Origin of the sequence: Paenibacillus sp. ClWae2A (assembly GCF_032452295.1) — a bacterium.
Taxonomy (GTDB): Bacteria; Bacillota; Bacilli; order Paenibacillales; family Paenibacillaceae; genus Paenibacillus.
On record NZ_JAULSQ010000023.1, the window covers coordinates 1 to 25,412 of the forward strand.

Here is a 25,412-nt window from a genome sequence, read left to right on the forward strand (position 1 = left end):
CGATGGCGGAGGGGTTCCACACGTACCCATCCCGAACACGACCGTTAAGCCCTCTAGCGCCGATGGTACTTGGACCGCAGGGTCCTGGGAGAGTAGGACGCCGCCAAGCAAAGAACCACTGCCGATGTTATTCGGTGGTGGTTTTTATTATATAGTTTTATTATGCAGTATGGGATTAAAATACAGATTGGATGTATTGATTTATCAGCACTATAGGTTGTATACATGTAACGTTATTCGATACGAATTGACGTTTTTTTGTGTAATAACTAGACTTGTCCGCTCTGGAAAAACAGTTGTGTTCATCAGGCAATACACCTGATATAACCAAGTACTTTTCCTTGACAGTCTAAATATCGCTTTGCTAAGATGGCAATAATAAATTTTTCAGAAAACGTATTTTCGGCGTAAAATACAGCCTGGAATCTTCGGGTTTTGGACCGTAAAGCTGAGCAAACATAAGGAGGAACACTTGCGTGTGGGAAGATAAATTTGGTAAGGAAGGCCTCACCTTTGATGATGTATTGCTAGTGCCACGGAAATCCGAGACACTGCCTAAAGAAGTAGATGTATCTATTCGTTTGAGCGATAATGTAAAGCTAAATATTCCTTTGATTAGTGCGGGTATGGATACGGTAACTGAAGCGACATTGGCTATTGCCATTGCACGTGAAGGCGGTATCGGTATTATTCATAAAAATATGTCGGTTGAACAACAGGCAGAAGAAGTAGATCGTGTTAAGCGTTCGGAGAGTGGTGTTATTACGAATCCATTCTCACTGACGGCAGATCATCTGGTATCTGATGCGGAAGCAGTAATGGCGAAATATCGGATCTCCGGTGTACCTATTATTGAAGGAGATCAGAAGCTGGTTGGTATTTTGACTAACCGCGATTTGCGTTTTATCCATGATTACGGCATCAAAATTAGCGAGGTCATGACTCGTGAGAATCTGGTTACCGCTCCTGTAGGCACTACACTGCAAGAAGCTGAGGGTATCCTTCAGAAGCACAAGATTGAAAAACTTCCATTAGTTGATGAGACAAACACATTGAAAGGTCTTATCACGATTAAAGATATTGAGAAAGCCATTCAATTCCCTCATGCAGCCAAAGACGCTCAAGGGCGTCTGTTGGTTGGTGCAGCGATTGGTATTTCCAAAGATACATTTGAACGTGCTGATGCTTTGGTACAAGCTGGTGTTGACCTGATTACGGTAGACTCGGCTCACGGACATCACATCAATATCATTGAAGCTGTACGTCAGCTTCGTGAACGTTTCCCTAGTCTGACCATCGTTGCAGGTAACGTCGCTACTGGCGCAGCCACTCGTGATCTGATCGAAGCAGGGGCTTCGGTAGTCAAAGTGGGTATTGGTCCAGGTTCGATTTGTACAACACGTGTTATCGCTGGTATTGGTGTACCTCAAGTAACTGCAGTCTACGATTGTGCAACGGTGGCACGTGAATATGGAGTTCCGATTATCGCGGATGGCGGAATTAAATATTCTGGTGAAATTACGAAGGCACTGGCTGCAGGCGCACACGCGGTGATGCTGGGAAGTTTGTTTGCCGGCACAGCAGAAAGCCCGGGAGAAACTGAAATCTTCCAAGGACGTAGCTACAAAGTATACCGCGGTATGGGTTCAATGGCTGCAATGAAACAAGGTAGTAAAGATCGTTACTTCCAAGATGATGACAAGAAACTGGTTCCGGAAGGAATCGAAGGTCGTGTCGCTTACAAAGGACCATTGTCTGATACGATCCACCAACTGATTGGTGGTCTGCGTTCGGGTATGGGATACTGTGGTACAAGTAACTTGGAGCAACTTCGTAACGATACAGGCTTTATCCGAATTACAGGTGCGGGACTGCGCGAAAGTCATCCGCATGATGTACAGATCACAAAAGAAGCACCTAACTACTCGTTGTAATCTGAAGAGAGTTAATCATTTCCAGGACAGACCCGGTGAATTTCACCGGGTCTGTCTTTTTTTGCAGATACCCCTGTGATAGAATAGAACAAGCGGTGACGATCCATGGATGGATTAAGGCGTTGCGGCGACTATTTGACGTGAATCTATGAATATGGTTTGAAAAGCAAATGCAGTGCCAGAAATGGCTGCCAGTTAAACAGAAGCGCGGACGTCCTTTTACATAAGCATTCGCAAAATGCGGACTAAGTGACAATCGATAACGAACTTTGGGAGCAATAATATTGCTCGTTCGATACAGCGCATATAGCACACATCTCACACATTAAACATGCAGGTTAGGGAAACAAGAAAATCGCAGCATAAGCTGCACTGAAGCAAATAACAATGCTTTGGATCGAAGGGAGTATTCATCAATTGAAAGCCAAACACATGAATAAAAAGAAACGCCAAATGCTCAAAAAGAGCGTAGCCTCGGTAATGCTAATTAACATGCTTTGCATGTCTGCAGTGATGCCGGTCATGGCTGCTGCGGATAACTCCGGACAGGTTCTGACTGCTGCGGCAACAACAAAGACGGAGAAAGCCGTGCAGGTTCCTGGGGTAGACTCACTTGGGCTTGAAGTTAGATCTGCGGTACTTATGGAAGCCTCAACGGGACAGATTCTACTAAATGTCGATGCGGATAAAGCGATGCCACCTGCAAGTATGACCAAAATGATGACAGAGTATATTGTCGCTGAACAAGTCAAACAAGGTAAATTCGGTTGGGACGATATTGTAACTGTTAAAAAGAACGCTGCACAAAGTATCGGGTCGCGAATTTTCCTGGCGGAAGGTGACCAGCACACAGTTAAGGATCTCTATATTGCTATGGCTGTTGGCTCTGCCAATGATGCTACGGTTGCTTTGGCTGAACATGTTGCAGGTTCGGAAGAAGCTTTCGTGAAAATGATGAATGATGAAGCGAAGCGTATGGGCATGAAGGATACGTTCTTCATTAACTCTTCCGGTCTTGATCGAGCAGATATGCCTGCCGACTTCCGTCCATCTGAAGACAAGGAAACAGTGATGTCCGCAATGGATGCTGCGATTCTGTGCAGATATATCATCATGGATCACCCGGACTACAAAGATTTTACAACTATTCAATCCTATAAGTTCCGTCCAAATGATAAAGCTCCAATTATCAATTACAACTGGATGCTGGAAGCGAATAAAAATATAACCAACTTCAAAAGCTATGCCTATGAAGGTCTGGATGGAATGAAAACAGGCCATACCACGAACGCAGGTAATAACTTTACAGGTACAGCAGAACGTAACGGTATGCGTCTAATTAGTGTTGTTATGGGCACAGATTCGGAATCGGCACGTTTCAGAGAAACTAAAAAGGTATTGGACTATGGATTTAACAACTTTGAAGTGAAGCAGGCTGTCGCAGGCAAGACCAAAGTGACGGGCTGGGAAGCTGTGCCTGTGAAAAAAGGTAAAGAAACAACCGTTCCTGTCGTAACAGATAATGCGGTAAGTTTCGTTGTACCCAAAGGTACTCAGAACCTGGATGTGACGTTCAAAGCCAACGTAACTGAGGCTGACAAGCTAGTAGCACCAATCAAAGCAGGTACGAAGGTTGGTACAGTAACGTACACGTATAAAGCAGATGGAATTGAGCCTCAGGAAAAAACAGTGAACTTGATCACTGCTGAAGAGGCTGAAAAAGGCGGATGGTTCCGTTTGTTCTTCCGTGCTGTAAAGGATTTCTTCGTGGATCTCTTTGACGGAATCAAAAACCTGTTCTAAGCCTTAGAAAACTTCATGAAAAGAGTATGATCATGATTTTGATGTATATGTGATCATATCATTGACAAAATACAAGTTATTCCGACCGGATGGATTGTATATTTACAATTTTTCCGGTAAAATATCAAGTTAGAATTCATGTAGGATCTTGGAGCAGCGATGAAAGGCATTGAGATTTTCAAACTTGTACCTTCCGAGCGTATGCAAGATCGTGGCTGATAAGAGAAGGGGAATGAGCGTATGAAGATCGGCGTTTTAGCACTTCAAGGAGCTGTCACAGAGCATATTCGGAGCATTGAACGTGCTGGAGCAGAAGGTGTAGCTATCAAACAGGTTCAGCAATTGGAGGACTTGGATGGTCTTATCCTTCCTGGCGGGGAAAGCACAACGATCGGTAAACTGATGCGCAAGTATGGGTTTATGGATGCCATTCGCGCGTTTGCTGCTGAGGGCAAACCGGTATTTGGTACCTGTGCTGGCTTGATCGTTATGGCTAAACACATTGCAGGGCAAGAGGAAGCTCATTTGGAGCTAATGGATATGACTGTATCCCGAAATGCATTTGGACGGCAGAGAGAAAGTTTTGAGACGGATTTGCCAGTCAAAGGCATTGAGGAAACGGTAAGGGCGGTGTTTATACGGGCGCCCTTGATCGAGAGTGTCGGAGACCAGGTCGAGGTTCTCTCCACATACAAGGATGAGATTGTTACTGCTCGTCAAGGGCATTTGCTGGCTTGTTCATACCATCCGGAGTTGACGGATGACTATCGTCTGCATACTTATTTTGTAGACATGGCCAGATCCTATAAACACTCGTCAGACGCTAACTAATGCATGATGTACAACCTATGATCTCCCGGTCATCCGATCACTTCCCCAGAAGCCTTGTAAGGCCGCTGAATGGCAGTTGCATCTGAACGGATGCCTGATGTTGCCTGTATCTGCTTCAAAGCGGGAATCGCAGCGGAGGGTGACACCGGGGATATAGGTTGTTTTTTGGGTTACAGGTTCCGATAAGTATATAGTAAGGTATATACAGTAGAGTTTTGAGAATGGATTTAATATAAAGCTTCACGTTGTGAGGTTATTTAGGAGGGGTATATCGTGCTTGATGTGAAAATATTGCGGAATGAGTATGCGCGTGTAGAAGAAGCATTGACTAAACGTGGCAAATCGCTGGATCTTATCGCTGGATTTACCGAGATGGATGCCAAGCGTCGGGAATTGCTTCAAGAGAGTGAAACGCTGAAGAGTCGTCGGAATACGGTATCCGCGGAAGTTGCTAGACTGAAGAAGAATCGTGAGAATGCGGATGATCTGATTGTGGAGATGCGCGAAGTGTCTGATCGAATCAAAGCCATGGACGAAGAAGTTCGGGAACTGGAAGTGAAGATCAATGATCTCACAATGGCGATTCCTAACATTCCTAACGAAAGTGTACCTATTGGAGCTTCTGAAGACGACAATGTTGAGATTCGTCGTTGGGAAGAGCCCAAGTCATTTACTTTTGCACCAAAAGCCCACTGGGAAATTGCACAGGATCTCGATATTCTTGATTTTGAAGCGGCTGCCAAAGTAACAGGTTCCCGTTTTACCTTTTATAAAGGTCTGGGTGCGCGTCTGGAACGTGCATTGATTAACTTCATGATGGATCTGCACAGCGATCAACATGGATATGAAGAGATTCTGCCTCCTTACATCGTTAATCGGGATAGCTTGTTTGGAACAGGTCAACTGCCTAAGTTCGAAGAAGATCTGTTTAAGTTGAAAGATACTGAATATTATCTGATTCCTACTGCTGAAGTTCCGGTAACGAACTACCATCGCGAAGAGATTCTGAATGTAGATCAATTGCCTAAACATTTTGTGGCATACAGCTCTTGTTTCCGTTCTGAAGCGGGTTCGGCTGGACGGGATACACGCGGCTTGATTCGTCAGCATCAATTCAACAAAGTAGAGCTGCTCAAACTCTCTACTCCGGAGACTTCGTATGAAGAGCTGGAGCAAATGACTCAAAATGCGGAGCGTGTGCTTCAATTATTGGGCTTGCCATATCGCGTACTGACATTGTGTACCGCAGATATGGGCTTCACTTCAGCTAAAACGTATGATATTGAAGTATGGTTACCTGAGAGTAACACCTATCGTGAGATTTCTTCATGCTCCAACTGTGAGGACTTCCAGGCACGTCGTGCCAATATTCGTTTCCGCAGAGAGCCAAAAGCAAAACCGGAATTTGTTCATACATTGAACGGATCAGGATTGGCCGTTGGACGGACGGTAGCCGCTATCCTGGAGAACTATCAACAGGAAGATGGTACGGTTGTTATTCCTGAAGCATTGCGTCCTTATATGGGCGGCACAAGTGTGATTGTACGTCGCTCTTAAGAATTAGCTAACCATCCTCATCAAGAGGGATACAAATTCAATCCGTCATTTCGGAATGGCGGATTGGAGTGTTTTGTATAACGGAGGCAGTTGTCTGATACGGGATTATCAATTTTAATATAAAAAGGTTGCATTATAATGTCGAGATGTGGTATGATAATTTTCGTGGCAAGTTTATAAAAGTTAATTCCCTGGAGAGGTACCGAAGCGGTCATAACGGGGCGGTCTTGAAAACCGTTAGGGGGCAACTCCACGTGGGTTCGAATCCCACCCTCTCCGCCATACTACACTTATAACAAGGATTCGAGCGATCTCGCTCGGGTCCTTTTTTGCGTTGTGAGTTTATTCAGCGTAATGAGCATACAGGTTGGTGACCGATGAATAGGTTGCATAGTACAACGTTATATTTTGAATAAAGCTCATATGTATAAAAACATCTTCATCGCCGCACTTTATAGGAGTGGAGGTGGTAAGATGAACCGCGAGTTAAACATCGATCAGACAGAGCTTGTAGGGGCTTGGCAAGAACGTTTGCCTCAAGTCCTGAATGTTGGAGACCAGGCTCAGGTAATGGCCGATGAAGCCGATCAGCAGGCGATTCGGATACACATTGCTACAGCAGGACACGAGATGTACTCTTTTGATTTCAAATGTGCTTATGTCGATTCCCGTGAAGTCAGCGTACAGCTGATTGATGTGGAACGGGCTGGACGAACGACTGATGAGCGTACAGAACCGATTCAGGAACTGGCTCACGATTATACACGGCACATTCATGAATGCGCCCAGTCGTTACAATCCCAGACGAGATAATAGCCTGAAATCTGAAGGAGTGAACTCAATTGACTAAAGCCAAAGCGGGAGTTGACAAAAACCTGCAAAATGTAGTCGATGATCTGGAGCAGCCAGCCGTAAACAGTCATCATGCCCAGCAAATTCAGCAAGATATTAATGATCGCCGTCATCAGGATGCACTGAATCATGACAAAACGGAAGATAGGGACCCATCCCATTCCTAACAATGATGAGGGGGCAATAATATGAGCAAACCAAAAACAATTCCCGTACCGGAAGCACAAGCATCCGAACAGCATCGTCATTCATCCAAACGCTCTTCCATGCAGGAGCCATTATCCGGTTCCAAAAAAGTAAAAAATCAAAATCATGTGGATCATCTGAATCCCCAAAGTTAATAGAAGAAACAGATTCACGCAAAAGTCCCTTGTTACCTAACAGGGGGCTTTTGCGTATTCATACATATATAAAGACAGGCACATGGTTATTCCCAAAGCTGACATAGGTCTTTGTAGCCATTTTAAAGAGGAAAGATCACATTTTTCCCAAATTAGGTTTCGGTATCTGGTGATATGGTATATCATTGATATTGAATTACTTTTTTTGGGGTTATCACGAGAGGAGAGAAACAAATGACTAAACGTATGGGAGCGCTTCTTCTTACGTTGCTGTTAACCGTATCTATGGCCTTGACAGCATGTAGCAGCAAGCAGGAACCAAAAGAGGCATTGAAGACGGCTGCGGCCAATGCTTCCAAACTGACTTCGTATGAAATGAGTTCCAACTTCACTATTAATGAATTGAGCTATAAACCTGGAGATGCTTCACAAACTGATCCGACCATGACTCAGTTTATGAGCATGCTGAAGGACGCTCAGTTGAATGTAACAGGTGTATACCAAAGTGAGCCAATGCAGACAGAGATGACTCTTGGCATCGAGCTTAAAGGCGACATGGGTATGACCTTTACCATTCCAATGGTGATGACGGCAGAGAAACTCTATGTGAAAGTGCCGAATATTCCGTTCTTCCCGATTCCGGAGAACGTTGTAGGCAAATTCCTGGAACTTGACCTGAAAGAACTGGCTGAGCAAGAGGGTACGGAATGGAACCCGGATGCTATGGACGCAGCCAAAACTCAAAAGCTGAGCAACGAAGTCATGGACGCAGTGCTGAGCGAATACGATCAAGCTAAATTCTTCAAAAATCTAGACACCAAAGATGCACAACTTCCTGAAGGTGTAGATGCGAAGCAGGTTGTACAATTCTCGGTGAATAATGACAATGTTAAAGAAGCAGTTACTGTACTGGTAACAAAAGCTATGCCTAAAGTATTGGATATTCTGTCCAAAGAGGAATATCGTGAAATGCTGCAAATGGATCAGGCTGATATCGACAAAGCTAAAGAAGATTTGAAAATCACTGAAGCAGATCAGGCTGAAATGGCTAAAGACTTGGATAAATTGAAAGATGTTCTTACAATTAACCAATTCAACATCGATTTCGCATTGGACAAAAACGACTTCCCTGTATATCAAAAGATGGTCGCTGATGTGCTGATCAAGCCAGAAGATACAAAAGACGAAGTGAAATTGGCATTTACCGGTTCCAATACGTACACCAAGATTAACGAAAAAGCAGCATTCAAAATCAACATCCCTACTGGCGATGACGTAATTACTATGCAAGAGTTCGAAGAACTGATGAACGCTTCATACGGGTACTAATCTCGCTGAGTTCAAACCGTCTGTGATTCAAGTGAAGGATAATCTCCTTCCGCTTGGGTACAGGCGGTTTTTTGTTACACTGCGTAAGAGGGGATATCCGCAAAATAATTGATCTTTGACTTTGAATCGTGGCTGGTGATCTATACAAATAAAACCGCACTCTCTCCTACATAACTAGGGTAGTGCGGTTTGAATATTAAATTTGTATATTGTTGAATTGGAAATACAGACAGCTTTGTGTGGGAACTTCTAAATTAATTAATTAGCAAGTTCATCCAAGTCTTCAGCAAGTACAGCATAGATCTGATGATCCTGATATTTGCCGTTGATCTTGAGGTATTTGCGAGCAATACCTTCAAACTGGAATCCATTCTTCTCCAATACGCGCTGAGAACCTTTGTTGGAGGGTAAAACGGCAGCCTGAACCCGATTTAACTTCAGCGCACGGAAGCCATAAGCTACGGCCAGTTTAACCGCTGCTGTCATTCGTCCGCCGCCCTGATAATCTGGATGGATAAAGTAACCCATATCAGCATAATTGGCAACGCCCAATACGACATTATTAAGACTTACTTGTCCAATCAGCAGGCTGTCTTTAATGGTATAGATTCCAAATTGATATCCTGTACCTTCTTCTGCTGCCTTGACCCGATCCTTAATCCGCCGAGTCTGAGCATCCAGTGTATAGAATTCATCGTCTCGCATGGGTTCTACAGCCTGGTATGGGGCGCGTGTGACCTGAATCAGGTCCAGATAGGACTGTGTATCCTGGGGTGTGAGCAACCGAAGGCTTATGCCATTGGCTGTATCATAGAGTGTTAGTGCCATTACAGCACACTTCCTTTCTAATTGGGATGTTTGTAGTCGGTGACTACTTTAACCTTTGGCGCAGACTTCTGAAAAATTGAGTTAGCATCGTGGAGCATTCAGGCTGGAGGATATCCGAGATCACCTCGGTGCGATGGTTAAAACGAGGCTCCTGTAGCAGGTTCATCAGTGTACCTGCACAGCCTGCCTTGGGATCAGCCGTACCAAAGATGACGCGGGGGACCCTGGATTGTACAATTGCACCTGCACACATTGGACAAGGTTCCAATGTGACGTACAGAGAACAATCCAACAAACGCCAAGCTCCAATGGTCTCGCTGGCCTGACGAATAGCCACCATCTCTGCATGGGCGGTGGAGTCCAGTGTAGTTTCACGCAGATTATATCCTCGGCCAATAATTTGGTTATGTTGTACGATAACAGCTCCAATCGGCACTTCCCCAAGAGCCTCAGCTTTGTAGGCCTCGGCAATGGCCTCCCGCATCCAGTGCTCATGCTGAGCTTCCTCAGATAAATGCGCAAGATCGGTCTGAAGAAAATGATCAGTCATTACTATATAACTCCTTCCAAAATCGTATATTCAGCGAACAAGTATTCGGGTTGTTAACATGTTGTGTATAGAATTGTGGATAACCGTGTAGTTGCTCACATAGTTATAAACAAACTATCCACAAGCCTGTGGGTATGTGGATAAATATAGTGATTAATTTCATTGTAGAGTTCGAAAATGCAAAAAACAACGAATTTCGAGCTTTTCAGTCATTCGGTAACTTTTGGACACAGGTCAATTATCCTTTTCAAAAAGACATACAAGCGTTATGATGGAGATAGGTTTTGCCATATATCGCCAGAGGGTACAAGCCGAGAGGTGAACTTAAAAACTTGTCTATTAAAACGAAATTATCCATGATTATGTCGTGCTCAGTGCTCGTTATTTTAGTGTTGAATATCGCACTGAGTTATTATACTACAGAAGAGAATCTGAGGCAGGACAGTGAAACCAAGATGGTGCTCACTGCAAAGCAGATTGCAATTGCTGTCGAACAGAATCAATACAGTTCGGATTATGTAAAACGGCAGATTGGAAACAATCTGTGGCTTGCTGCTGTCATGGCGGCGGAAGAATTGGACCCGGATATTAATAATATCACAAATGAAGAACTTGTACGCTTGAGCCAAAAGGTCGGCGTCTCACATATTTCGTTAATGGAGCAGACGGATGATGACATCATTGTTAGCCGCTCTTCGGATCCGAGAGAAATCGGGCTGTCCACCAAATCCATGACCTATTGGTATCAGGCCTTTAAGCAGTTGTTTGAAAAACAACAGGTGACGATTCCCCAAGGGCAGAAGTTGGAGCATTTCTGGTCAGATGGATTCGAATATTCTACATCCAGTCCTTCGGATATTGATATCTGGGGTTACTACCATGATGGAAAGAGAAACTACATAATCAATCCCTTCTATAATAATACGGAAGTTGATGACTATGTGAAAATCTCTAGTCCGGATGAGATTTTAAATAAAATTCGTGAGGTCAATCCCTCCATTCTGGAGATTACAGGCATCAATCCGTTGACTTTTGGCAGCCCGAACATGGGTGATGACGGAAGAGATTCAAACTTTAGCAAGTTGAATAACAGGCCGATTCGTTTTGGTACATACCAGTATGGTTCTACGGATGAGGATCATCGTGCTGTGGTGCGCGCCATTCGAACAGGGCAAAATGTATCTTTTGTCAGTGAAACGCACGAACAGAAGGTACTGAAGAGTTTTATTCCCATTTTCACACCCAATCAGTCTTCCTATGTGATCAGTATTGTCATGGACTATAAGCAAATATCCTCCATGGTATCTGAGCAGTTGGTGAGCCATGCCTCCATATCGTTGGTTTTGCTGGAGATCGTGATCTTTGGCAGCTATCTGCTCGCAGGGTATATTACGCGTCCGATCCAATCCATACTGGGCAAAGTGAATGATGTAGCGGATGGGCACTTTGATTTCCGTCTGAAAGTACGGAGGAAGGATGAACTTGGCCAACTGGCCAATCGTATTAATGCCATGATTCGTAATCTGGGCCATTATACGAGCCGTCTGAAACAGATGTATGAAGAGAATCGGGCGGTGAAAGAGCATCTGGAGTCCATTATCAATCAGACAGCGGATGCCATTCACATTACGGATCTTGAAGGAAAAGTGCTGCGGGTTAACCGGGCATTTGAACAATTATATGGCTTTCGAAGTCGTGAGGTGGAAGGTCGTAATCTGAAGATCATCCCGCCAGAGGCAGAAGAAGAAATGAAACGTCAGCATGCCCAACTCGTTGAGGGGATGTCCATTACGTCCAACGAAACCACCTGGATGAAGAAAGACGGGACCAGAGTAGAAGTCAGTGTCAGTACGGCTCCGGTACGAGACGAGGCTGGAGAGATTACCGCGCTGATTAGTGTCTCCAGGGACATTACAAGCCGTAATCGGATGGAAGAGCTGCTCAGACGCTCTGAGAAGCTGACAACCGTAGGCCAGCTTGCAGCAGGTGTAGCACATGAGATTCGTAATCCACTGACCACGCTGCGCGGATTCCTGCAGTTACAGCAAGAGAGCAACAAGCTGAATCATCGTCATCTGGATCTGATGTTATCGGAACTGGATCGCATCAACCTTATTGTTGGTGAATTTCTGATTCTGGCCAAACCGCAGGCGGTTCATTTTCAGAATCGGGATATTCGTTTTATTCTTGGCGATGTCATCTCGTTACTGGATAGTCAGGCGCATCTGCATGGTGTAGAATTTGTACTGCGTGCCTCATCCGATTCGGCTATGGTACACTGTGAAGAGAACCAGTTGAAGCAGGTATTCATCAATTTGTTGAAAAATGGTATGGAGGCCATGCCAAATGGAGGAAGCATCCACATCAAGCTCAAGCATGACGAGCAGTCGAAACGCGTCAGAATTGAGATCAGGGATGAAGGCATTGGTATCCCGGAAGAGATGATGCCCAAGCTTGGGGAGCCTTTCTTTACGAATAAGGAGTCTGGGACAGGGCTTGGTCTGATGGTCAGTCAGCGAATTATTCAATCACATAAGGGCATGATGGATATTAAAAGCGTCATGAACAAGGGAACAACGGTTATCATTGAACTGCCTGCATCCGAGCAACAACCGGAAGTTATTGAGGCAGATCAGGTAACGGATGAACCAATTACAGATGAAGAGAACTAGATGAGGTGAGATTACCTTTTGCGTATTAATAAATTTATTAGTGAAACAGGTTATTGCTCCCGGCGTGAAGCCGACAAGTTGGTGGATAGTGGTCAAGTAACCATTAATGGAGTTAAGGCTGAGCTGGGCAGTCAGGCAGAAGAAGGCGACGATGTACGAATTAATGGCAAGCCGATCAAGGAAAAGAGAAAACACGTATATATTGCGCTGAATAAACCGATCGGGATCACAAGCACAACCGAGCAGCATATTCAGGGCAATATTGTTGATTTTGTCGGGCACGCTGAACGTATCTTTCCTATTGGACGCTTGGATAAGGACTCGGAAGGTTTGATCCTGATGACCAATGACGGAGATATCGTTAACCGTATTCTTAGAGCAGAAGGACGCCATGAGAAAGAGTATATCGTTACTGTTGATCGATCTGTAACCCCGAGTTTCCTTAGAGGTATGAGCACTGGGGTGAAGATCCTGGGTGAAATGACCTTGCCTTGTACCGTGACCCGGATGACGGATCGAGTATTCCGTATCATCCTGACTGAAGGAAAGAACCGTCAAATTCGGCGGATGTGTAGTGCCTTTGGCTACGAGGTTCGTAAGTTGAAGCGTATTCGGATCATGAACATCCATCTTGGAGAAATGGCGACAGGTTCTTGGAGAGAGCTTACCGCTGCTGAAAAAGCGGAGCTGGGCGGTCTGCTGGACTATTCACTGGAATAGTTGATTCGACTTTGACTAATTGTTTTAACCGATTGAAGCTCTGCTTTCCGTAATGGAGTGCAGGGCTTTTCTTTTTGGTGCAGGGTTAATGAAGGCTGCTCAATAATACCGAATAGTACGGATATATGTAGATAAACCAAGCGTAAGCCTTATATAAACCCAAAAGACCGTTCTCCTTGTACCTGGAGAACGGTCTTTGGTTAATGAATCGCTGCAGGCCTCTAGTTTCCTCCGCCAACGGCTTTTACATTTGTATTGTTACTTTGATACTTCCGAATGATAGATACCTCTACACGGCGATTCTGTGCCCGTCCGGCATTGGTGTCATTGCTGGCAATCGGGTGATACTCTCCATAACCACTTGGTGTGAATTTGGAAGGGTCCAATTGCGAGTTCAGTAACAGGATTTTCAGGAAGTTGAGCGCACGATCCGCACTCAGATCCCAGTTATCCTTATATTGGTTGTTCGAAATGGGAATATTATCGGTATGACCGGATACCACCACTTCATATTCAGGGAACTCCTGCAGCATGCTTGAGATTGCTTTGGCCAGGGATCGTGATTCAGGCTTCACATCTGCTCGGCCTGAGGAGAACAGAGCGTTATCACTGATGGTGATCTTCAATTCAGACTGATTCAACTTGGTGTTCAGCTGGTCTGAAAGTCCGTTCTTCGAGATATACTGGTCAAGCCGTTTCTTGAGCTTCTCCAGATCTTCCTGCTCTTTTTGAGCCATCTGTGCATCCGTAATCTGAGCTGGTGTTTTCTTGGTGATTTCTGTAGGTTCCTGTTTGTTCTTACCCAGATCGGCACCTGGCGTATCCGGATTCATGGACGTATGATCCAGAACACCGGAGCCTCCATTCAGTGCACTGCTTAATGCGGAAGCCATCTGCTCGAACTTGGCTGCATCGAGTGAACTCATGGAGAACAACGTGATAAACAGGGCAAGCAACAAGGTCATCAAGTCAGAATAGGGAAGCAACCAGCTCTCGTCTATATGTTCTTCATGTGGTTCGTGCTTTTTAGCCTTTTTCACCTGATGATCCCTCCTTCTCTTCCAGTTGTTTACGTTCGGAAGGTGTCAGGAATACGGATAACTTTTGGTTGATGGCAATGGTGGATACACCAGACTGTATGGATAACAATCCTTCAACCATCATCAGCTTGATCTCCATTTCTTGCTTGGACATCCGCTTCAGCTTGTTAGACATCGGGTGCCATAACACGTAACCACTAAATATACCAAGGAGTGTTGCGATAAATGCTGCCGCAATCGCATGGGAGAGTTTCTCCATGTCACTGAGATCGGCAAGTGCTGCGATGAGACCTACAACGGCCCCGAGAACCCCGAGCGTTGGCGCGTACATCCCCGCCTGAGCGAAGATCAAGGCACCGCCACGGTGGCGCTCCTCTGTAGCGTGAATATCTTCCATGAGTACATCACTTACAAATTCCTGATCGTTGCCGTCGATAATCATACGCATACCGCCACGAAGGAACTGATCGTCAATCTCTTCTACTTTTGATTCCAGTGCAAGCAAACCTTCACGACGGGTAGTGGAAGCCCAATCCATAAACGTGCCGATCAGGGATACTCGATCAATAAGTACTTGATTTTTGAAAATAATCCCGAAAAGCTTAGGGATTTTCTTAACTTCAGACATCGGAAATGCAATAAAGATGGTTCCTGCAGTACCCACAAAGATAATAACGTAGGCTGCCGGATTGTTAACCAGGTTGATTAAGGGCGCACCCTTCAGGAACATACCGAGTACAAGGGAGACCAGTCCAAAAACTAGTCCAATAATCGTTGAAATGTTCATCATACACCTCATCCATGAGATAAAATTGAATCCTTTCAAGCGGCTGTATTCGGGCTTCCGGACGAATTTTTGGCCGCAATCCGTTCAATGTTAGGCATTCCTCGCGGTTGCTAAAACAGTTCAAACGGTCATATATAGTATTTATCGACCAGAAGGCCTTTTTTTTTAAGGGCTATTTTCAGGTATAATAAGATCAAATCCGCTCCTTAGGGGCCGAATAGGAGTGAAAAGCCAATGGGCGTAAAGCATGGACGGGATTATGAAGGAATTTTGACAGATCTGACAACAGCAATCGGACGCATACCGGATCGGTATGTTTTCTTTGAAATGGACTCGGAAGAGTGGGAGAGATTAGCCGCACCTGAGCAACTCGAAGTGGATGAGGCATTGGCGGAGGATTTGTTCTATGCGCTGGGCGAGGAGTCTGTTATTCCGGTTGGAAGTGGAGTCGTCATCCATGATAAGGAACAGCATCGCATTCATATTTTGATCGGGGAAGAAGAGTTGACGTTTGTACCTTTAATTTAGTGTATTTACATGCATTTTCAGGTGTATGAATGGATCTGGAATTTTCCTCAAAGCCTTATGGTTAGTGGGTCTATGCCATGTAGTTGATTGGATTTTGAAGCTTGTCCGTGGTAAGATGTTAGTCGTGAAATGGGCCAACCGCATGGCGGTGAGCCTGGCCTTTGAGGTTGCTGTTGATAGCGCCGAAGGTGTCGGTGGTTATACGGACGTATGTCTGTAATGTACCATCCTATGGGGAGGAAGATAACGCATGGTTTTTTCGCAAGAGGAAGTCGAAGCTCATCTGGGAAGGCTGGAAGGCTGGGAACTGGAAGAGGGACGGTGGATTGTACGTAAATTCGTGTTCTCCAACTACATGAAAGGGATTGCATTTGTGGATGAGGTCGCTGCGATCTCGGAAGCATTCAATCATCATCCTTTTATTACGATTGATTATACAACGGTTACGCTGCGTCTCACGTCATGGGATGCGGGTGGTATCACATCTGTAGATATCAAGGAAGCAGGGCAATATAACGAAGCTTATGACAAAATGAGGTCGGAATAACGAGGTCGGTTATTATGGCGCGGCCAGAAGTGAGTGAACCATACATGTCAGACTATAATCAGAAACAACCTCTTATTGCTGTCGTTGGCAGCCTCAATATGGATCTCGTGGTGAAGACAGACACGATTCCGGAAGAGGGAGAGACGGTGAGCGGTGAGGAACTGCATTATCTTGCTGGTGGCAAAGGGGCGAACCAGGCTGTTGCCGCTGCGCGTCTGGGTGGACAGACTACGATGATTGGTGCGGTGGGATCGGATGGTTTTGGCGAACGTCTGCTGCACAGTCTGACGGAAAGTGGGGCAGATGCCTCGCAGGTTCGCATATTGGAAGACACGGTTACAGGGACGGCTTCCATTTGGCTCTCTCGGGGAGACAACCGGATTATCGTTATTTCTGGTGCGAATGGGCAAGTGGTGCCTGAGATGCTGGAAGAGGCGGATACGGTAAAAAGCCTGACTGCAGCCGCAGCGGTGCTGCTGCAGCTGGAGATCCCGCTGCCAGCGGTTACCCGCGCCGCCCAACTGGCGGCTGAAGGCAGCGCACTGGTGGTGCTCAACCCGGCTCCTGCGGTGCCGGGTCTGCCCCAGGAGCTCCTGCGGTGCGTCGACGTTGTCACGCCGAACCGCAGTGAGCTTGCCGTGCTTACCGGCCGGGATCATCTCCGGCCGGAAGACCTGGATGCGGCGGTCGCAGAGCTCGCCGCATCCCTCGGGGCCGCTGTCGTCACGACGCTCGGCCCCGAGGGGGCTGTGTACGCGGCAGCGCCTGGTGGCCGCGTACATGCAGGACGTGCCGGCGCTTGCCGTGCGCCCGGCTACGCCGTAAGCGCCGTCGATACGACCGGCGCTGGCGATTGCTTCAACGGCGCGCTGGCGGTAGCCCTCGCGCGCGGTGAGACTTTGGACGCGGCCGTAGGCTTCGCCATGGGTGCGGCCGCGTTATCCGTGACGAAGCTCGGCGCCCAGTCCGGGATGCCGTCCGCACGTGAAGTTGAGGCCTTTCTGGCTGAGCATGCCACAGAGGCCTAATAATTGGTATAACGAAGAGGCTCTTATTCTCCCGAAAGGGGATTAAGGGCCTCTTTGTTATGCGTGTGCAGAGATTATTTTTTCTCTGACAGCCACATGGCGATATTTGCAATCTCTTCGTCCTGCAGTTTACCCTTGAAGGAAGGCATACCACCTTTACCTTTGACAATCGTAGAATAGATCTTCTCCAGATCATCCTGGCTGCCGATGTTAGCCAGAGCAGGTCCTACGCCACCCTGAAGCTGATCCCCGTGACAGGAGATACAATTGGCTTTGACCAGTGCTTCAGCCTGTCCGGCATCCAATGTGACTTCCGGCATGGTTGGCTTGGCTTCTTCAGCCACTTCTTCTTTCCCTGGAAGCGTAAACATTAAAACAATAGCTAAAGCGCATGCTGCAAAAAATACTCCGCTCATGATCCATTTGTGCATCCCTTATGTCCCCTCCAGAATGAAAGATCATCTAACCTGAAACTATCCATATCATTATAACGGAACCTGTACTGACATCATAGCATTTTGTGGGAATTTTTTGAACTAATCACATAACAAGGGGCAAATTTGTTTTTTTCAATGGATTCTAACCGCGAGGCCCTTCATAAACCATACAGTGAAAGGGCTTCAAGCCGCTTGGGGTCTGTCGTTCGTATGTATCCTGGGTGACAAATCCACTCTTCAGATAGACTTGAATGGCACGAGCATTCCAAGTGAGTACTTCCAGATCAATCTCATTCGTGGGATTTCGGCGAATGGCTTCCTGTACAATGGCAGTGACAAAAGCTGTCCCTTGACCCTGACCACACAGCTCTGGATGCATGCCAAGGCCAATCCGGGTTACCCCTTCAAGTGGGAAGTATTGAGCAAATCCACATATACGATCGTTCTGATCCAGGACGATCGCATATTGCTCCTGCCGCAGCTGTGCATCTCCGAATTCCACTTCCAGAGCTTTCATCTGCTCCCAGGAGAGCCAACTGTAGATATTGTAAGGCGGGTCATACTGCCAACTGCAGATAAGCTCCGCATGTTCTTCTCGCATGGGTACAACGTGAAACGTCACAGGGGTTTCCTTCATACACCTGCATGCTCCTTTCCTTGAAACAGAACTCTCTTTTCACTCTACAAAAGAGATATTCATTTAGCAAGTCTTCCTTCCCAAGAAAAAAAATGAAACAAAAGTTCCGGTAATTTCGTTTATATTATAACGGGATGGGTAAAAACATCATAAGGGCACGGACGAACGAACGCAAAATGAACCTGTTGATGTCGCAGGATATGCCCCGAGTATAACTTGCAACATGAATAAGGATTGAAGCACAAAAAAACCGCCGGATACATTCCTGCGGAGAATGTACCGGGCGGTTCTGTTATGCTTCTTGCTTCGTTCCAGTATGGTTAATGGTTACAGCATCATGTTGCTCAGCTTGTCCCTAGTCAAGGGCCAGTGATTCATATGCGTCCGTGCTCATAATCCGTTTCGCGCCAACATAACGATTGGCCCAGTAGTTTTCACTCAATGCACTGATCGTAACACCTTTGGAAGAAGATGAGTGTGCGAACTTTCCATCCCCTACAAAGATTCCTACATGAGATACGCCTTTACCTGTTGTATTAAAGAATACCAGATCGCCAGCTCTCATTTCCATGCGGGATACGGAATCACCCATGTCGAATTGGGAACTGGATTGGCGAGCCAAATCAATACCCAACTTGTCGAATACATACCGTGTAAATCCGGAGCAGTCAAAGCCGTTGAGCGTTGTTCCTCCACTTTGATATGTAGTTCCCATTGCTGAATCAATTACTTTGTCCATCTTAGAATCTGCGAATGCGCTACCTGCACCAAGCGATAATGCGAATGTGATGCTAAGTACAGCTGCGGTTAATTTCTTCTTGAACAAGAGATATTCCCCTTCCAACGCCTGCGAGGTTAGCTTAAGGATTCGGTTGAAGGTCCCCTATGATCCCTCTGTAGCAAGATCAATTCACCCATAACTGGTTCCCCCGCTTCCCAGGTGCCAGGAATTTGGCTATGCTAGTTATGCACCTGCGAAATCAAGAAATGACGATTTAATTTTAAGTAGTTACAAATATGAATGTAAAGATTACAAAGTTGTTACTAAAAACTCACTGCGATTATTGTAACAGAGGAGTACGGCTTTGGCAACGTTTAGCAACAAATTTAGCAAAAAAAACCTCGACCTTTGACGGGGAAAGGTTGAGGTTTGCCTATTTATAAGTACATATTAGGCCATGAGTTTAACATGTGATGGTAACAATTTTTAAACTATCTGCTCTAACCTTTGGATGTTTTGGACTGCCATAACCGGAAATGGGCGCATATTTTCCACAGGCTCAATAGACATCTGGCAAGTGGATACGTCTGTTGTAGTATAAGTCCGGTGAGTCCTGTTAGTAACCATGAGGCTGAAGTGAATGCCCCGAAGATAAGCAGATGAATACCGCCCAGCAGCAGTGCAATGCCGATCACGGTGACGAGATGACGCAGTGCAATCCAGAGCGCTTTGAGTGTGCCGTGAGCGCCGCCTTCTCCTTCTGGTGCCGACACACCGAACTGCATGTAGAGCAGGGCATGGTGGATGATCCAACCATATACAATCCAGGCAGCAACATAAGGTATACCAGGCAAAAGTAATTGAAGGGAATGAAATCCGTCCATGAGAATCGAGTAAAGCTTCGGTATGAGCCAGTAGGCGGGCAGAAGTATCAATAAAGTACGTATGGTGTGGAGCAGCAGCATCGGTTTCCACAGATTTTTGATTCCGCGGACGAAGGGGATGCGCTCTTCTGTAGAATTAAAGTGCTGAAGTGAGTAGAGCAGTCCTGCCTGAATGAGGGGGCTGATCAACATGCGAGCCAGCAGCATGCCCCCCAGAATCCATAGATAACGATGAACCTCCGGATGGGTAGACAGGTTAAGTTGACTTTCCATTTTGAACAAAAGTGTACTCAGCTCCCCGGCATCAGCATCTGGATAGCGCAGGAGTAGTGGGATGACCGCCGATTGTACCATTCGATAGAAGAAATATCCCCAAATGAGTTGATAAAGAAATAAGAGTGCGGCAATGAACATATGCTGACGGACGAGAAACCAGCCTTCACGTATTTTCGCTTTCACCGTTTCCACCTCACCATGACAGACCTCCGAATATGGCTTCTATTAGTTTGGTTACACTCATGCTCCAGCGGGACTTCGTCTGCTCATCCAGTCCGGATTTCAGGAAATTATTCATATGGCGGTTCTCCAGCACGATCGTGTACAGGGGATCGGTCATGGCCCAGGATACGGGGGATGTGTGAGTTAATTTATAGGTGATGCGATCTTCTTTGCCATTCCATTGTTTGGTGAGGACATGCCCGTCTTCAAAAGCTATGCGAACAGGAACCGCGCTGTAATCACTGCCTTTTTTTGCGATCGTCACGGATGACTCGTACAATGTTTGACCGTCTTTCTGTACGGGTGTAACACGAATCTTCTCTACAGTAAAGTCAGCCATCCCGTTACCATAGACGTATTGGTCAAAATAATCAGACCAGGAAGTGCGGGTCACTTGTTCCACAATTTTCTGGAAATCAGCCGAAGTGGGATGTTTGAAACGGTACTTCTTCACATAGGTAGAGAGAATACGCTCCATCTTCTTAGCACCAACTTGATGTTCGATGCCGAGCAATACTAGCTTGCCGCGTGTGTAGACATTGGCTGCATACTCATCCTGTGAATCGAACTTCCAGGACTCTTGTGTTAAGGATGAAGGAGATGTAATCAGTCCCGATTGTACCGGCAGATTCGGAATCAATCCGTATTCCTGCTCCATCAGTTTGTCTTCAGCATAAGAGGTGAATCCCTCATCCAGCCAGGCTTCTTCGAATTCGTTGCTGGCAACCATGCCGTAGAAGTACTGGTGTCCGATCTCGTGGACTACGGTACGTTCCAGGTCATAACCTGGCGTAGTATCATCGGCTCCAAAGGCCGTAACTAGCGTAGGGTATTCCATACCTCCAGCACCGTTCCCCGCTTTGGGTGGAACTACGATGGATAAGGTTGCGTAAGGATATGGGCCAAACCATTTGCTATAATTGGCTAGTGCGGCCTTCGCGGCGTAGAAATAACGTTCTTTCAGATCCTGATGAGCAGGGTCCAGATATAACTTGATTCGTACACCAGGCACATTGGGTGCAGAGAATGGCTCCTCTGCGTACACAAAATCGGGTGAGGCTGCCCATGCGAAGTCATGCACATCATCGGCGTAGAATTGATAGACCTTTTCTCCGTTCTTCACCACGGCTTGCTGCGTCGGAAATCCGGTAGCAGCAACTTTGTATGTTTCAGGCACCCGAATACGTACACTATATATACCGAAGTCGGCGTAAAACTCTGAATTGCCATGGTACTGGTGCAGATTCCAGCCTTCCGTTGTTCGTCCACGCCTGCCCACAGGTTCATAGGCACTTAATTTGGGAAACCATTGACCTGCCATGACAAAATGATCAGCAGTTCCCATCCGGGCAAAAATCTTCGGCAGATTCACTTCAAATCGAGTGTGGAGCGTGATGCTTTCCCCGCCTTTGACGGGTTTGGGCAAGCGTACTTTAATGAGGGTGGTGTCCTTGATATTTCCGTCATCTGGTTGCACATACTGCATCCGGTGTAGCAGAGAGAGCCCGTCCTCCGTTTTCATTTCGGTAATGTTCATGGAGCCGTAACCATTGGTAGGCATGACATCACCCCGAAGCTTTCCACCGGATTCCTTCATAAAGGTGGTGTCAGCAGAAGAGAAGGCGTTGGGATACATATGAAAGTAAAGCTCGCTGACGGTTTTTTTACCTGGATGTGTCCAGGTAATCGTCTGAGTCCCTTCCAGTACATTCCCTTCAACCAGTTTTACATCCATGTGATATTCCACAACACGGTTGCTGTACACTTCGGCAGTAGGGGTCTGTACACTTTCTGGAGGTGCTGGCGTTGGGGCTATTGCCTTAGGCTTGCCCGATTCGGGGGCGAGTACTGGCAATTCGGAATGAGTTGAGCGATTATAACCCAGAGTGATCCATATCCCTCCGGCAAGTACACACAGGGCCAGGGATGCAGTGAGCCAGCTCTTGGCGCGTCGTGGAATCATCGTTAAATACCTCCCGTTGACAAGCATCTACAGCATGTATATGTTTGCAATGGGGCAATTATTAGTTAAAATATTTGTATCAACCCTTGGAGGTTATAAACATGGACCAAAACGAGCAAAACGGCAAAAAACAGATTGCCTTGAATATCGTTAGTGCAAAAAGCAAGCATAAAGGCTTCGGTGCAGGCTCCATTGAGCTGAATAACCTTTCCCCGGTCATTATTGATAATGGCGAAGCCAAAATCGATATCGGTGCGATGCATGCAAAGAGCAAAGTGGAACGCAATATCAAGTTCTCAACCAATCGTGAAGATGTACCCAACGGACGCCAGGTATGGCTGGTCTGGGTAGCTGTCGATCGCACGGAGGAAGGCCAACTGTATGGTGGAGCAACGGCATGTGAGATGTGGATTGATACGGAAGCAAGACGTGGATGGAAACTGTTGGCGGAACATGTGAATCGCATGGATTATGCCTTGAAGCGTCGCTTCATGCTGGATGAGCTTGGACCTGAAGCTCGAGCTGCACTTAAGACACTGCTGATCTCACACAACGAAGACTGGTGGAATGCTTCTCCAGATGTACTGAAGGAAGCACTCGCCTAAGGCAGATCTTTCAACACAGTCTGAAAGAAAAAAAGCAAAAGGGCCCTTGACCGGAAAGTTCGGTTGGGGGTCTTTTGCTTGTGCATTAATCGTATTCATTGATCTGAATAATTATGAGTTTTCATTCGAAGCGAATTTCCAATTGTTCAATATAACCAGGGGTTATAGGTGACGTAACTAAGTCATTGCGCATTTACGTCATTCTACCCACCAACGTTTGAAATCTCCCCACCATGAATGTTTCTCTTCCTGTATGCCTTGTTGATTCTGTACCTGACGTGTCTTCTCATCTTCTCCAGAATCCGAATCATCCGTCGTGCCATGGCATACCTCTGTCGGTTCAGTACCATCAATAAAAACTTCTAGCCGTTTCTCTTCACAACCGTTGCCTGCCAGCTTGCCGGATTCCGGATCAATATAAACACTTACGACATGATCAGGTACGGTGAAGATTTTGGGTGGTACGCTCGCAAGTGCCTGTTCTGTGAACTGGGCAAAGATCGGCGCTGCCCGGCGGCCATCCGAAGTCGAGATGGCTTTGCCTTGGTCGTACCCAACCCATACAGCGGTGGAGAGCTCGGGTGTGAACCCAACCAGCCAGGCATCCGTATTGGTTGTTCCCGTTTTTCCCGCTACCGGACGTTTGATCGCCTTAGACACCCGGTTGCCCGTTCCTCCATTTTCGAAGACACTTTCCATTAAACGAGTCAGTACATAAGCTGCCGCAGGTTCCACAACGGTCTCAGCCTTCGTCTGAGGCGATTCATAGAGCACACGTCCTGCGGCATCTGTTACTTGCAGAATGGCGACAGGTGGCGTTCGTTGTCCACCAGCAGCGATGACGGAAAAGGCCGACGCCATCTCCAGCGGGCTGACAGGTGACGTTCCCAGTGCAAGAGAAGGTACGGCGCTCAGATTGCTTGTAATGCCGAGGTTTTTTGCCATACTCACAACCTGCTCAGGACCGATCTGCATAATGGTGTTCACCGCATAAATATTATCTGAAGCGGCGATCGCCTGTCTTAGATCAATCTCACCCAGATACTTGTCTCCAAAGTTGCCGGGTTTATAGGTTTTGCGGTCATTGTCATAGTGAAACAGGGTAGGTTCACTGTTAAATATGGATGCACTGGTGAGTTGCTTGGACTCCAGGGCTGCCAGATACATAATGGGTTTAAACGCCGAACCTGGCTGACGCGTAGTCGCCAGTACATGGTTAATCTGATTGGTGCGGTAATTCTTGCCGCCCACCATGGCTTTGATGTAACCCGTCCGAGGGTCGATGGACACGAGGGCCGTCTCCAGCTCACTTTTGGCATCCATGCCCTTCGCTATGGCGTCTTCAGCAGCTTTTTGCACACGCAGATCCAGAGTGGTGTAGATATTCAATCCCCCATGATCCAGCATCGCTTCACTGATTCCCAGCTCTTTGATGGCCAGATTCCGGATATAGTCACGGAAATACGGGGCACTTTCCACCGTTTTACGCTCACTTTCCGGTTTGAACGAAAGCATTTTCTCATAGGCCTTATCCGCTTCGGCCTGGGTGATCTTGCCGATATCAGCCATGGCATTCAGCACAATCTTCTGTCGGTCTTTGGCATTCTTCATATGGTTATAGGGTGAATAGTAGGTAGGTCCTTTCGGGATTCCTGCCAGCATGGCACTCTCTGCAAGATCCAGCTGTTTGGCTGATTTGCCAAAATACATTCGTGAAGCCGCTTCGATTCCGTACGCACCATGCCCATAATAGATTTCGTTCAGATACATCTGCAAAATTTCATCCTTGCTGTATTTCATCTCCAATTGCGCCGTGTACATGGCTTCCTTGGCTTTGCGAGTCCATGTTTTCTCATGAGATAGATACAGGTTACGCGCCAGCTGTTGAGTCAATGTACTCGCACCTTGCGACATCTGCATATGTTCGAGGTTAACGAGCACAGCCCGTCCCATCCCTTGCACGTCGAACCCGTAGTGATTATAGAATTTGCGGTCCTCTACAGCCAGAGTGGCATTGACCAGATCTGGAGCGATATCCTCCAGTTGAACGGGTACAGAGTCTTTGCCACCTGCGGAGAAGGTAGAAATGACTTCACCCTGACTGTCCAGTAATCTGGAATTCCGGTCAGAGTCTGCGAGGGGCAGACTGGTTGCGTATAGATAGACCAACCCTGCAGCGGTAGCAAGTATAGCGAGCACGGCGAGCAGAGACAGGTTTTTAATGAATTTTCGAACAGGGAACCCGCGTTTGCGGGTCTTTTGATTTGGCTTGGTCATGGAACGGGCTCCTCTCTTTTCTTCCAGTATGGGACTTGATTGG

25 protein-coding genes, 1 tRNA gene, 1 rRNA gene and 1 riboswitch are annotated in these 25,412 nt (G+C 46.5%); of the genes, 17 read left to right on the forward strand and 10 right to left on the reverse strand.

Annotated elements, in window-relative coordinates; genetic code table 11:
* The 10 genes from rrf to QVE09_RS30645 form a co-directional block, all read left to right on the forward strand.
* A 5S ribosomal RNA gene (rrf, locus tag QVE09_RS30600) occupies positions 1 to 109 on the forward strand; the annotation flags it as partial.
* Positions 110 to 476: 367 nt separating this feature from the next.
* A complete protein-coding gene (gene guaB / locus QVE09_RS30605; protein ID WP_289390816.1) occupies positions 477 to 1,934 on the forward strand; it encodes an IMP dehydrogenase in 1,458 nt (485 codons plus the stop codon).
* Positions 1,935 to 2,351: 417 nt separating this feature from the next.
* A complete protein-coding gene (locus QVE09_RS30610; protein WP_315939815.1) occupies positions 2,352 to 3,737 on the forward strand; it encodes a D-alanyl-D-alanine carboxypeptidase family protein in 1,386 nt (461 codons plus the stop codon).
* A gap of 240 nt (positions 3,738 to 3,977) precedes the next feature.
* On the forward strand, positions 3,978 to 4,568 hold the full coding sequence (pdxT, locus tag QVE09_RS30615) for a pyridoxal 5'-phosphate synthase glutaminase subunit PdxT (RefSeq protein WP_315939816.1): 591 nt from the start codon (positions 3,978 to 3,980) through the stop codon (positions 4,566 to 4,568).
* Between the two features lie 273 nt (positions 4,569 to 4,841).
* Complete coding sequence (gene serS, locus QVE09_RS30620; RefSeq protein WP_315939817.1) at positions 4,842 to 6,125, forward strand: serine--tRNA ligase; 1,284 nt, start codon at positions 4,842 to 4,844, stop codon at positions 6,123 to 6,125.
* 193 nt (positions 6,126 to 6,318) lie between these two features.
* A tRNA-Ser gene (locus tag QVE09_RS30625) sits at positions 6,319 to 6,407 on the forward strand.
* Positions 6,408 to 6,599: 192 nt separating this feature from the next.
* On the forward strand, positions 6,600 to 6,938 hold the full coding sequence (locus tag QVE09_RS30630) for a hypothetical protein (protein WP_315939818.1): 339 nt from the start codon (positions 6,600 to 6,602) through the stop codon (positions 6,936 to 6,938).
* 29 nt (positions 6,939 to 6,967) lie between these two features.
* A complete protein-coding gene (locus QVE09_RS30635; RefSeq protein WP_017691325.1) occupies positions 6,968 to 7,144 on the forward strand; it encodes a hypothetical protein in 177 nt (58 codons plus the stop codon).
* Between the two features lie 21 nt (positions 7,145 to 7,165).
* Positions 7,166 to 7,318, forward strand: coding sequence for a small acid-soluble spore protein P (locus tag QVE09_RS30640; RefSeq protein ID WP_315939819.1), 153 nt, complete (start codon positions 7,166 to 7,168; stop codon positions 7,316 to 7,318).
* A gap of 234 nt (positions 7,319 to 7,552) precedes the next feature.
* On the forward strand, positions 7,553 to 8,647 hold the full coding sequence (locus QVE09_RS30645; RefSeq protein ID WP_315939820.1) for a hypothetical protein: 1,095 nt from the start codon (positions 7,553 to 7,555) through the stop codon (positions 8,645 to 8,647).
* A gap of 258 nt (positions 8,648 to 8,905) precedes the next feature.
* Here QVE09_RS30645 and QVE09_RS30650 read toward each other — a convergent pair whose 3' ends face one another.
* Entirely contained in the window at positions 8,906 to 9,475 is a 570-nt protein-coding gene (locus QVE09_RS30650; RefSeq protein WP_315939821.1) for a GNAT family N-acetyltransferase, read from the reverse strand.
* 43 nt (positions 9,476 to 9,518) lie between these two features.
* A complete protein-coding gene (gene tadA, locus QVE09_RS30655; RefSeq protein WP_315939822.1) occupies positions 9,519 to 10,025 on the reverse strand; it encodes a tRNA adenosine(34) deaminase TadA in 507 nt (168 codons plus the stop codon).
* 332 nt (positions 10,026 to 10,357) lie between these two features.
* Here tadA and QVE09_RS30660 point away from each other — a divergent pair, with 332 nt between their 5' ends.
* Entirely contained in the window at positions 10,358 to 12,697 is a 2,340-nt protein-coding gene (locus tag QVE09_RS30660) for an ATP-binding protein (RefSeq protein WP_315939823.1), read from the forward strand.
* An 18-nt stretch (positions 12,698 to 12,715) separates the two neighbouring features.
* On the forward strand, positions 12,716 to 13,417 hold the full coding sequence (gene rluF / locus QVE09_RS30665; protein ID WP_315939824.1) for a 23S rRNA pseudouridine(2604) synthase RluF: 702 nt from the start codon (positions 12,716 to 12,718) through the stop codon (positions 13,415 to 13,417).
* A gap of 221 nt (positions 13,418 to 13,638) precedes the next feature.
* Here rluF and motB read toward each other — a convergent pair whose 3' ends face one another.
* Together motB and motA are read right to left on the reverse strand one after the other, a co-directional pair.
* Positions 13,639 to 14,457 carry a flagellar motor protein MotB gene (motB, locus tag QVE09_RS30670; RefSeq protein WP_315939825.1) on the reverse strand — a complete coding sequence of 273 codons (819 nt, stop codon included), beginning with the start codon at positions 14,455 to 14,457 and terminating at the stop codon, positions 13,639 to 13,641.
* Positions 14,444 to 15,244, reverse strand: a complete 801-nt coding sequence (gene motA, locus QVE09_RS30675; protein ID WP_017691317.1) for a flagellar motor stator protein MotA — start codon at positions 15,242 to 15,244, stop codon at positions 14,444 to 14,446. Before motA ends, motB begins: the two co-directional genes overlap by 14 nt.
* A 234-nt stretch (positions 15,245 to 15,478) precedes the next feature.
* Between motA and QVE09_RS30680 the strand changes: the two genes are divergently transcribed.
* The 4 genes from QVE09_RS30680 to rbsK are packed head-to-tail and all read left to right on the forward strand — an operon-like array spanning position 15,479 to position 17,347.
* The gene (locus QVE09_RS30680) at positions 15,479 to 15,772 is read left to right on the forward strand and encodes a hypothetical protein (protein ID WP_315939826.1); all 294 of its coding nucleotides are present in this window, start codon (positions 15,479 to 15,481) and stop codon (positions 15,770 to 15,772) included.
* Positions 15,773 to 15,797: 25 nt separating this feature from the next.
* A complete protein-coding gene (locus tag QVE09_RS30685; RefSeq protein ID WP_315939827.1) occupies positions 15,798 to 15,992 on the forward strand; it encodes a hypothetical protein in 195 nt (64 codons plus the stop codon).
* A 30-nt stretch (positions 15,993 to 16,022) separates the two neighbouring features.
* Complete coding sequence (locus tag QVE09_RS30690; protein WP_062838136.1) at positions 16,023 to 16,319, forward strand: 4a-hydroxytetrahydrobiopterin dehydratase; 297 nt, start codon at positions 16,023 to 16,025, stop codon at positions 16,317 to 16,319.
* A gap of 14 nt (positions 16,320 to 16,333) precedes the next feature.
* A complete protein-coding gene (gene rbsK, locus QVE09_RS30695; protein WP_315939828.1) occupies positions 16,334 to 17,347 on the forward strand; it encodes a ribokinase in 1,014 nt (337 codons plus the stop codon).
* Positions 17,348 to 17,421: 74 nt separating this feature from the next.
* Here the strand turns inward: rbsK and QVE09_RS30700 are convergent, their stop codons facing one another.
* From QVE09_RS30700 to QVE09_RS30720, 5 genes are all read right to left on the reverse strand, one after another.
* Positions 17,422 to 17,778: a c-type cytochrome gene (locus QVE09_RS30700; RefSeq protein WP_036607288.1), complete on the reverse strand. Its 357-nt coding sequence runs from the start codon at positions 17,776 to 17,778 to the stop codon at positions 17,422 to 17,424.
* A gap of 148 nt (positions 17,779 to 17,926) precedes the next feature.
* Positions 17,927 to 18,421: a GNAT family N-acetyltransferase gene (locus tag QVE09_RS30705; protein ID WP_315939829.1), complete on the reverse strand. Its 495-nt coding sequence runs from the start codon at positions 18,419 to 18,421 to the stop codon at positions 17,927 to 17,929.
* 355 nt (positions 18,422 to 18,776) lie between these two features.
* On the reverse strand, positions 18,777 to 19,247 hold the full coding sequence (locus QVE09_RS30710; RefSeq protein ID WP_017691311.1) for a C40 family peptidase: 471 nt from the start codon (positions 19,245 to 19,247) through the stop codon (positions 18,777 to 18,779).
* Positions 19,248 to 19,250: 3 nt separating this feature from the next.
* Positions 19,251 to 19,388, reverse strand: a riboswitch (cyclic di-AMP (ydaO/yuaA leader).
* Positions 19,389 to 19,642: 254 nt separating this feature from the next.
* Complete coding sequence (locus QVE09_RS30715) at positions 19,643 to 20,485, reverse strand: hypothetical protein (protein WP_315939830.1); 843 nt, start codon at positions 20,483 to 20,485, stop codon at positions 19,643 to 19,645.
* 10 nt (positions 20,486 to 20,495) lie between these two features.
* Positions 20,496 to 22,487, reverse strand: a complete 1,992-nt coding sequence (locus tag QVE09_RS30720) for a M1 family metallopeptidase (RefSeq protein ID WP_315939831.1) — start codon at positions 22,485 to 22,487, stop codon at positions 20,496 to 20,498.
* 101 nt (positions 22,488 to 22,588) lie between these two features.
* Here QVE09_RS30720 and QVE09_RS30725 point away from each other — a divergent pair, with 101 nt between their 5' ends.
* Positions 22,589 to 23,092 (forward strand): YwhD family protein, encoded by a 504-nt coding sequence (locus tag QVE09_RS30725; protein WP_017691308.1) that lies wholly within the window; start codon positions 22,589 to 22,591, stop codon positions 23,090 to 23,092.
* A gap of 198 nt (positions 23,093 to 23,290) precedes the next feature.
* Here the strand turns inward: QVE09_RS30725 and QVE09_RS30730 are convergent, their stop codons facing one another.
* A complete protein-coding gene (locus QVE09_RS30730) occupies positions 23,291 to 25,369 on the reverse strand; it encodes a transglycosylase domain-containing protein (protein ID WP_315939832.1) in 2,079 nt (692 codons plus the stop codon).
* Between the last annotated feature and the right edge of the window lie 43 nt (positions 25,370 to 25,412).

Excerpts from the sequence above, each read along its gene's own strand:
- QVE09_RS30720 (WP_315939831.1), bottom strand. The coding sequence starts at position 22,487 with ATGATTCCACGACGCGCCAAGAGCTGGCTCACTGCATCCCTGGCCCTG.
- QVE09_RS30690 (WP_062838136.1), top strand. The coding sequence starts at position 16,023 with ATGGTTTTTTCGCAAGAGGAAGTCGAAGCTCATCTGGGAAGGCTGGAA.
- motA (WP_017691317.1), bottom strand. The coding sequence starts at position 15,244 with ATGAACATTTCAACGATTATTGGACTAGTTTTTGGACTGGTCTCCCTT.
- QVE09_RS30730 (WP_315939832.1), bottom strand. The coding sequence starts at position 25,369 with ATGACCAAGCCAAATCAAAAGACCCGCAAACGCGGGTTCCCTGTTCGA.
- QVE09_RS30630 (WP_315939818.1), top strand. The coding sequence starts at position 6,600 with ATGAACCGCGAGTTAAACATCGATCAGACAGAGCTTGTAGGGGCTTGG.
- QVE09_RS30640 (WP_315939819.1), top strand. The coding sequence starts at position 7,166 with ATGAGCAAACCAAAAACAATTCCCGTACCGGAAGCACAAGCATCCGAA.
- QVE09_RS30645 (WP_315939820.1), top strand. The coding sequence starts at position 7,553 with ATGACTAAACGTATGGGAGCGCTTCTTCTTACGTTGCTGTTAACCGTA.
- QVE09_RS30700 (WP_036607288.1), bottom strand. The coding sequence starts at position 17,778 with ATGCACAAATGGATCATGAGCGGAGTATTTTTTGCAGCATGCGCTTTA.
- QVE09_RS30725 (WP_017691308.1), top strand. The coding sequence starts at position 22,589 with ATGGACCAAAACGAGCAAAACGGCAAAAAACAGATTGCCTTGAATATC.
- QVE09_RS30685 (WP_315939827.1), top strand. The coding sequence starts at position 15,798 with ATGAATGGATCTGGAATTTTCCTCAAAGCCTTATGGTTAGTGGGTCTA.
- QVE09_RS30650 (WP_315939821.1), bottom strand. The coding sequence starts at position 9,475 with ATGGCACTAACACTCTATGATACAGCCAATGGCATAAGCCTTCGGTTG.
- pdxT (WP_315939816.1), top strand. The coding sequence starts at position 3,978 with ATGAAGATCGGCGTTTTAGCACTTCAAGGAGCTGTCACAGAGCATATT.
- tadA (WP_315939822.1), bottom strand. The coding sequence starts at position 10,025 with ATGACTGATCATTTTCTTCAGACCGATCTTGCGCATTTATCTGAGGAA.
- QVE09_RS30680 (WP_315939826.1), top strand. The coding sequence starts at position 15,479 with ATGGGCGTAAAGCATGGACGGGATTATGAAGGAATTTTGACAGATCTG.
- rbsK (WP_315939828.1), top strand. The coding sequence starts at position 16,334 with ATGGCGCGGCCAGAAGTGAGTGAACCATACATGTCAGACTATAATCAG.
- QVE09_RS30705 (WP_315939829.1), bottom strand. The coding sequence starts at position 18,421 with ATGAAGGAAACCCCTGTGACGTTTCACGTTGTACCCATGCGAGAAGAA.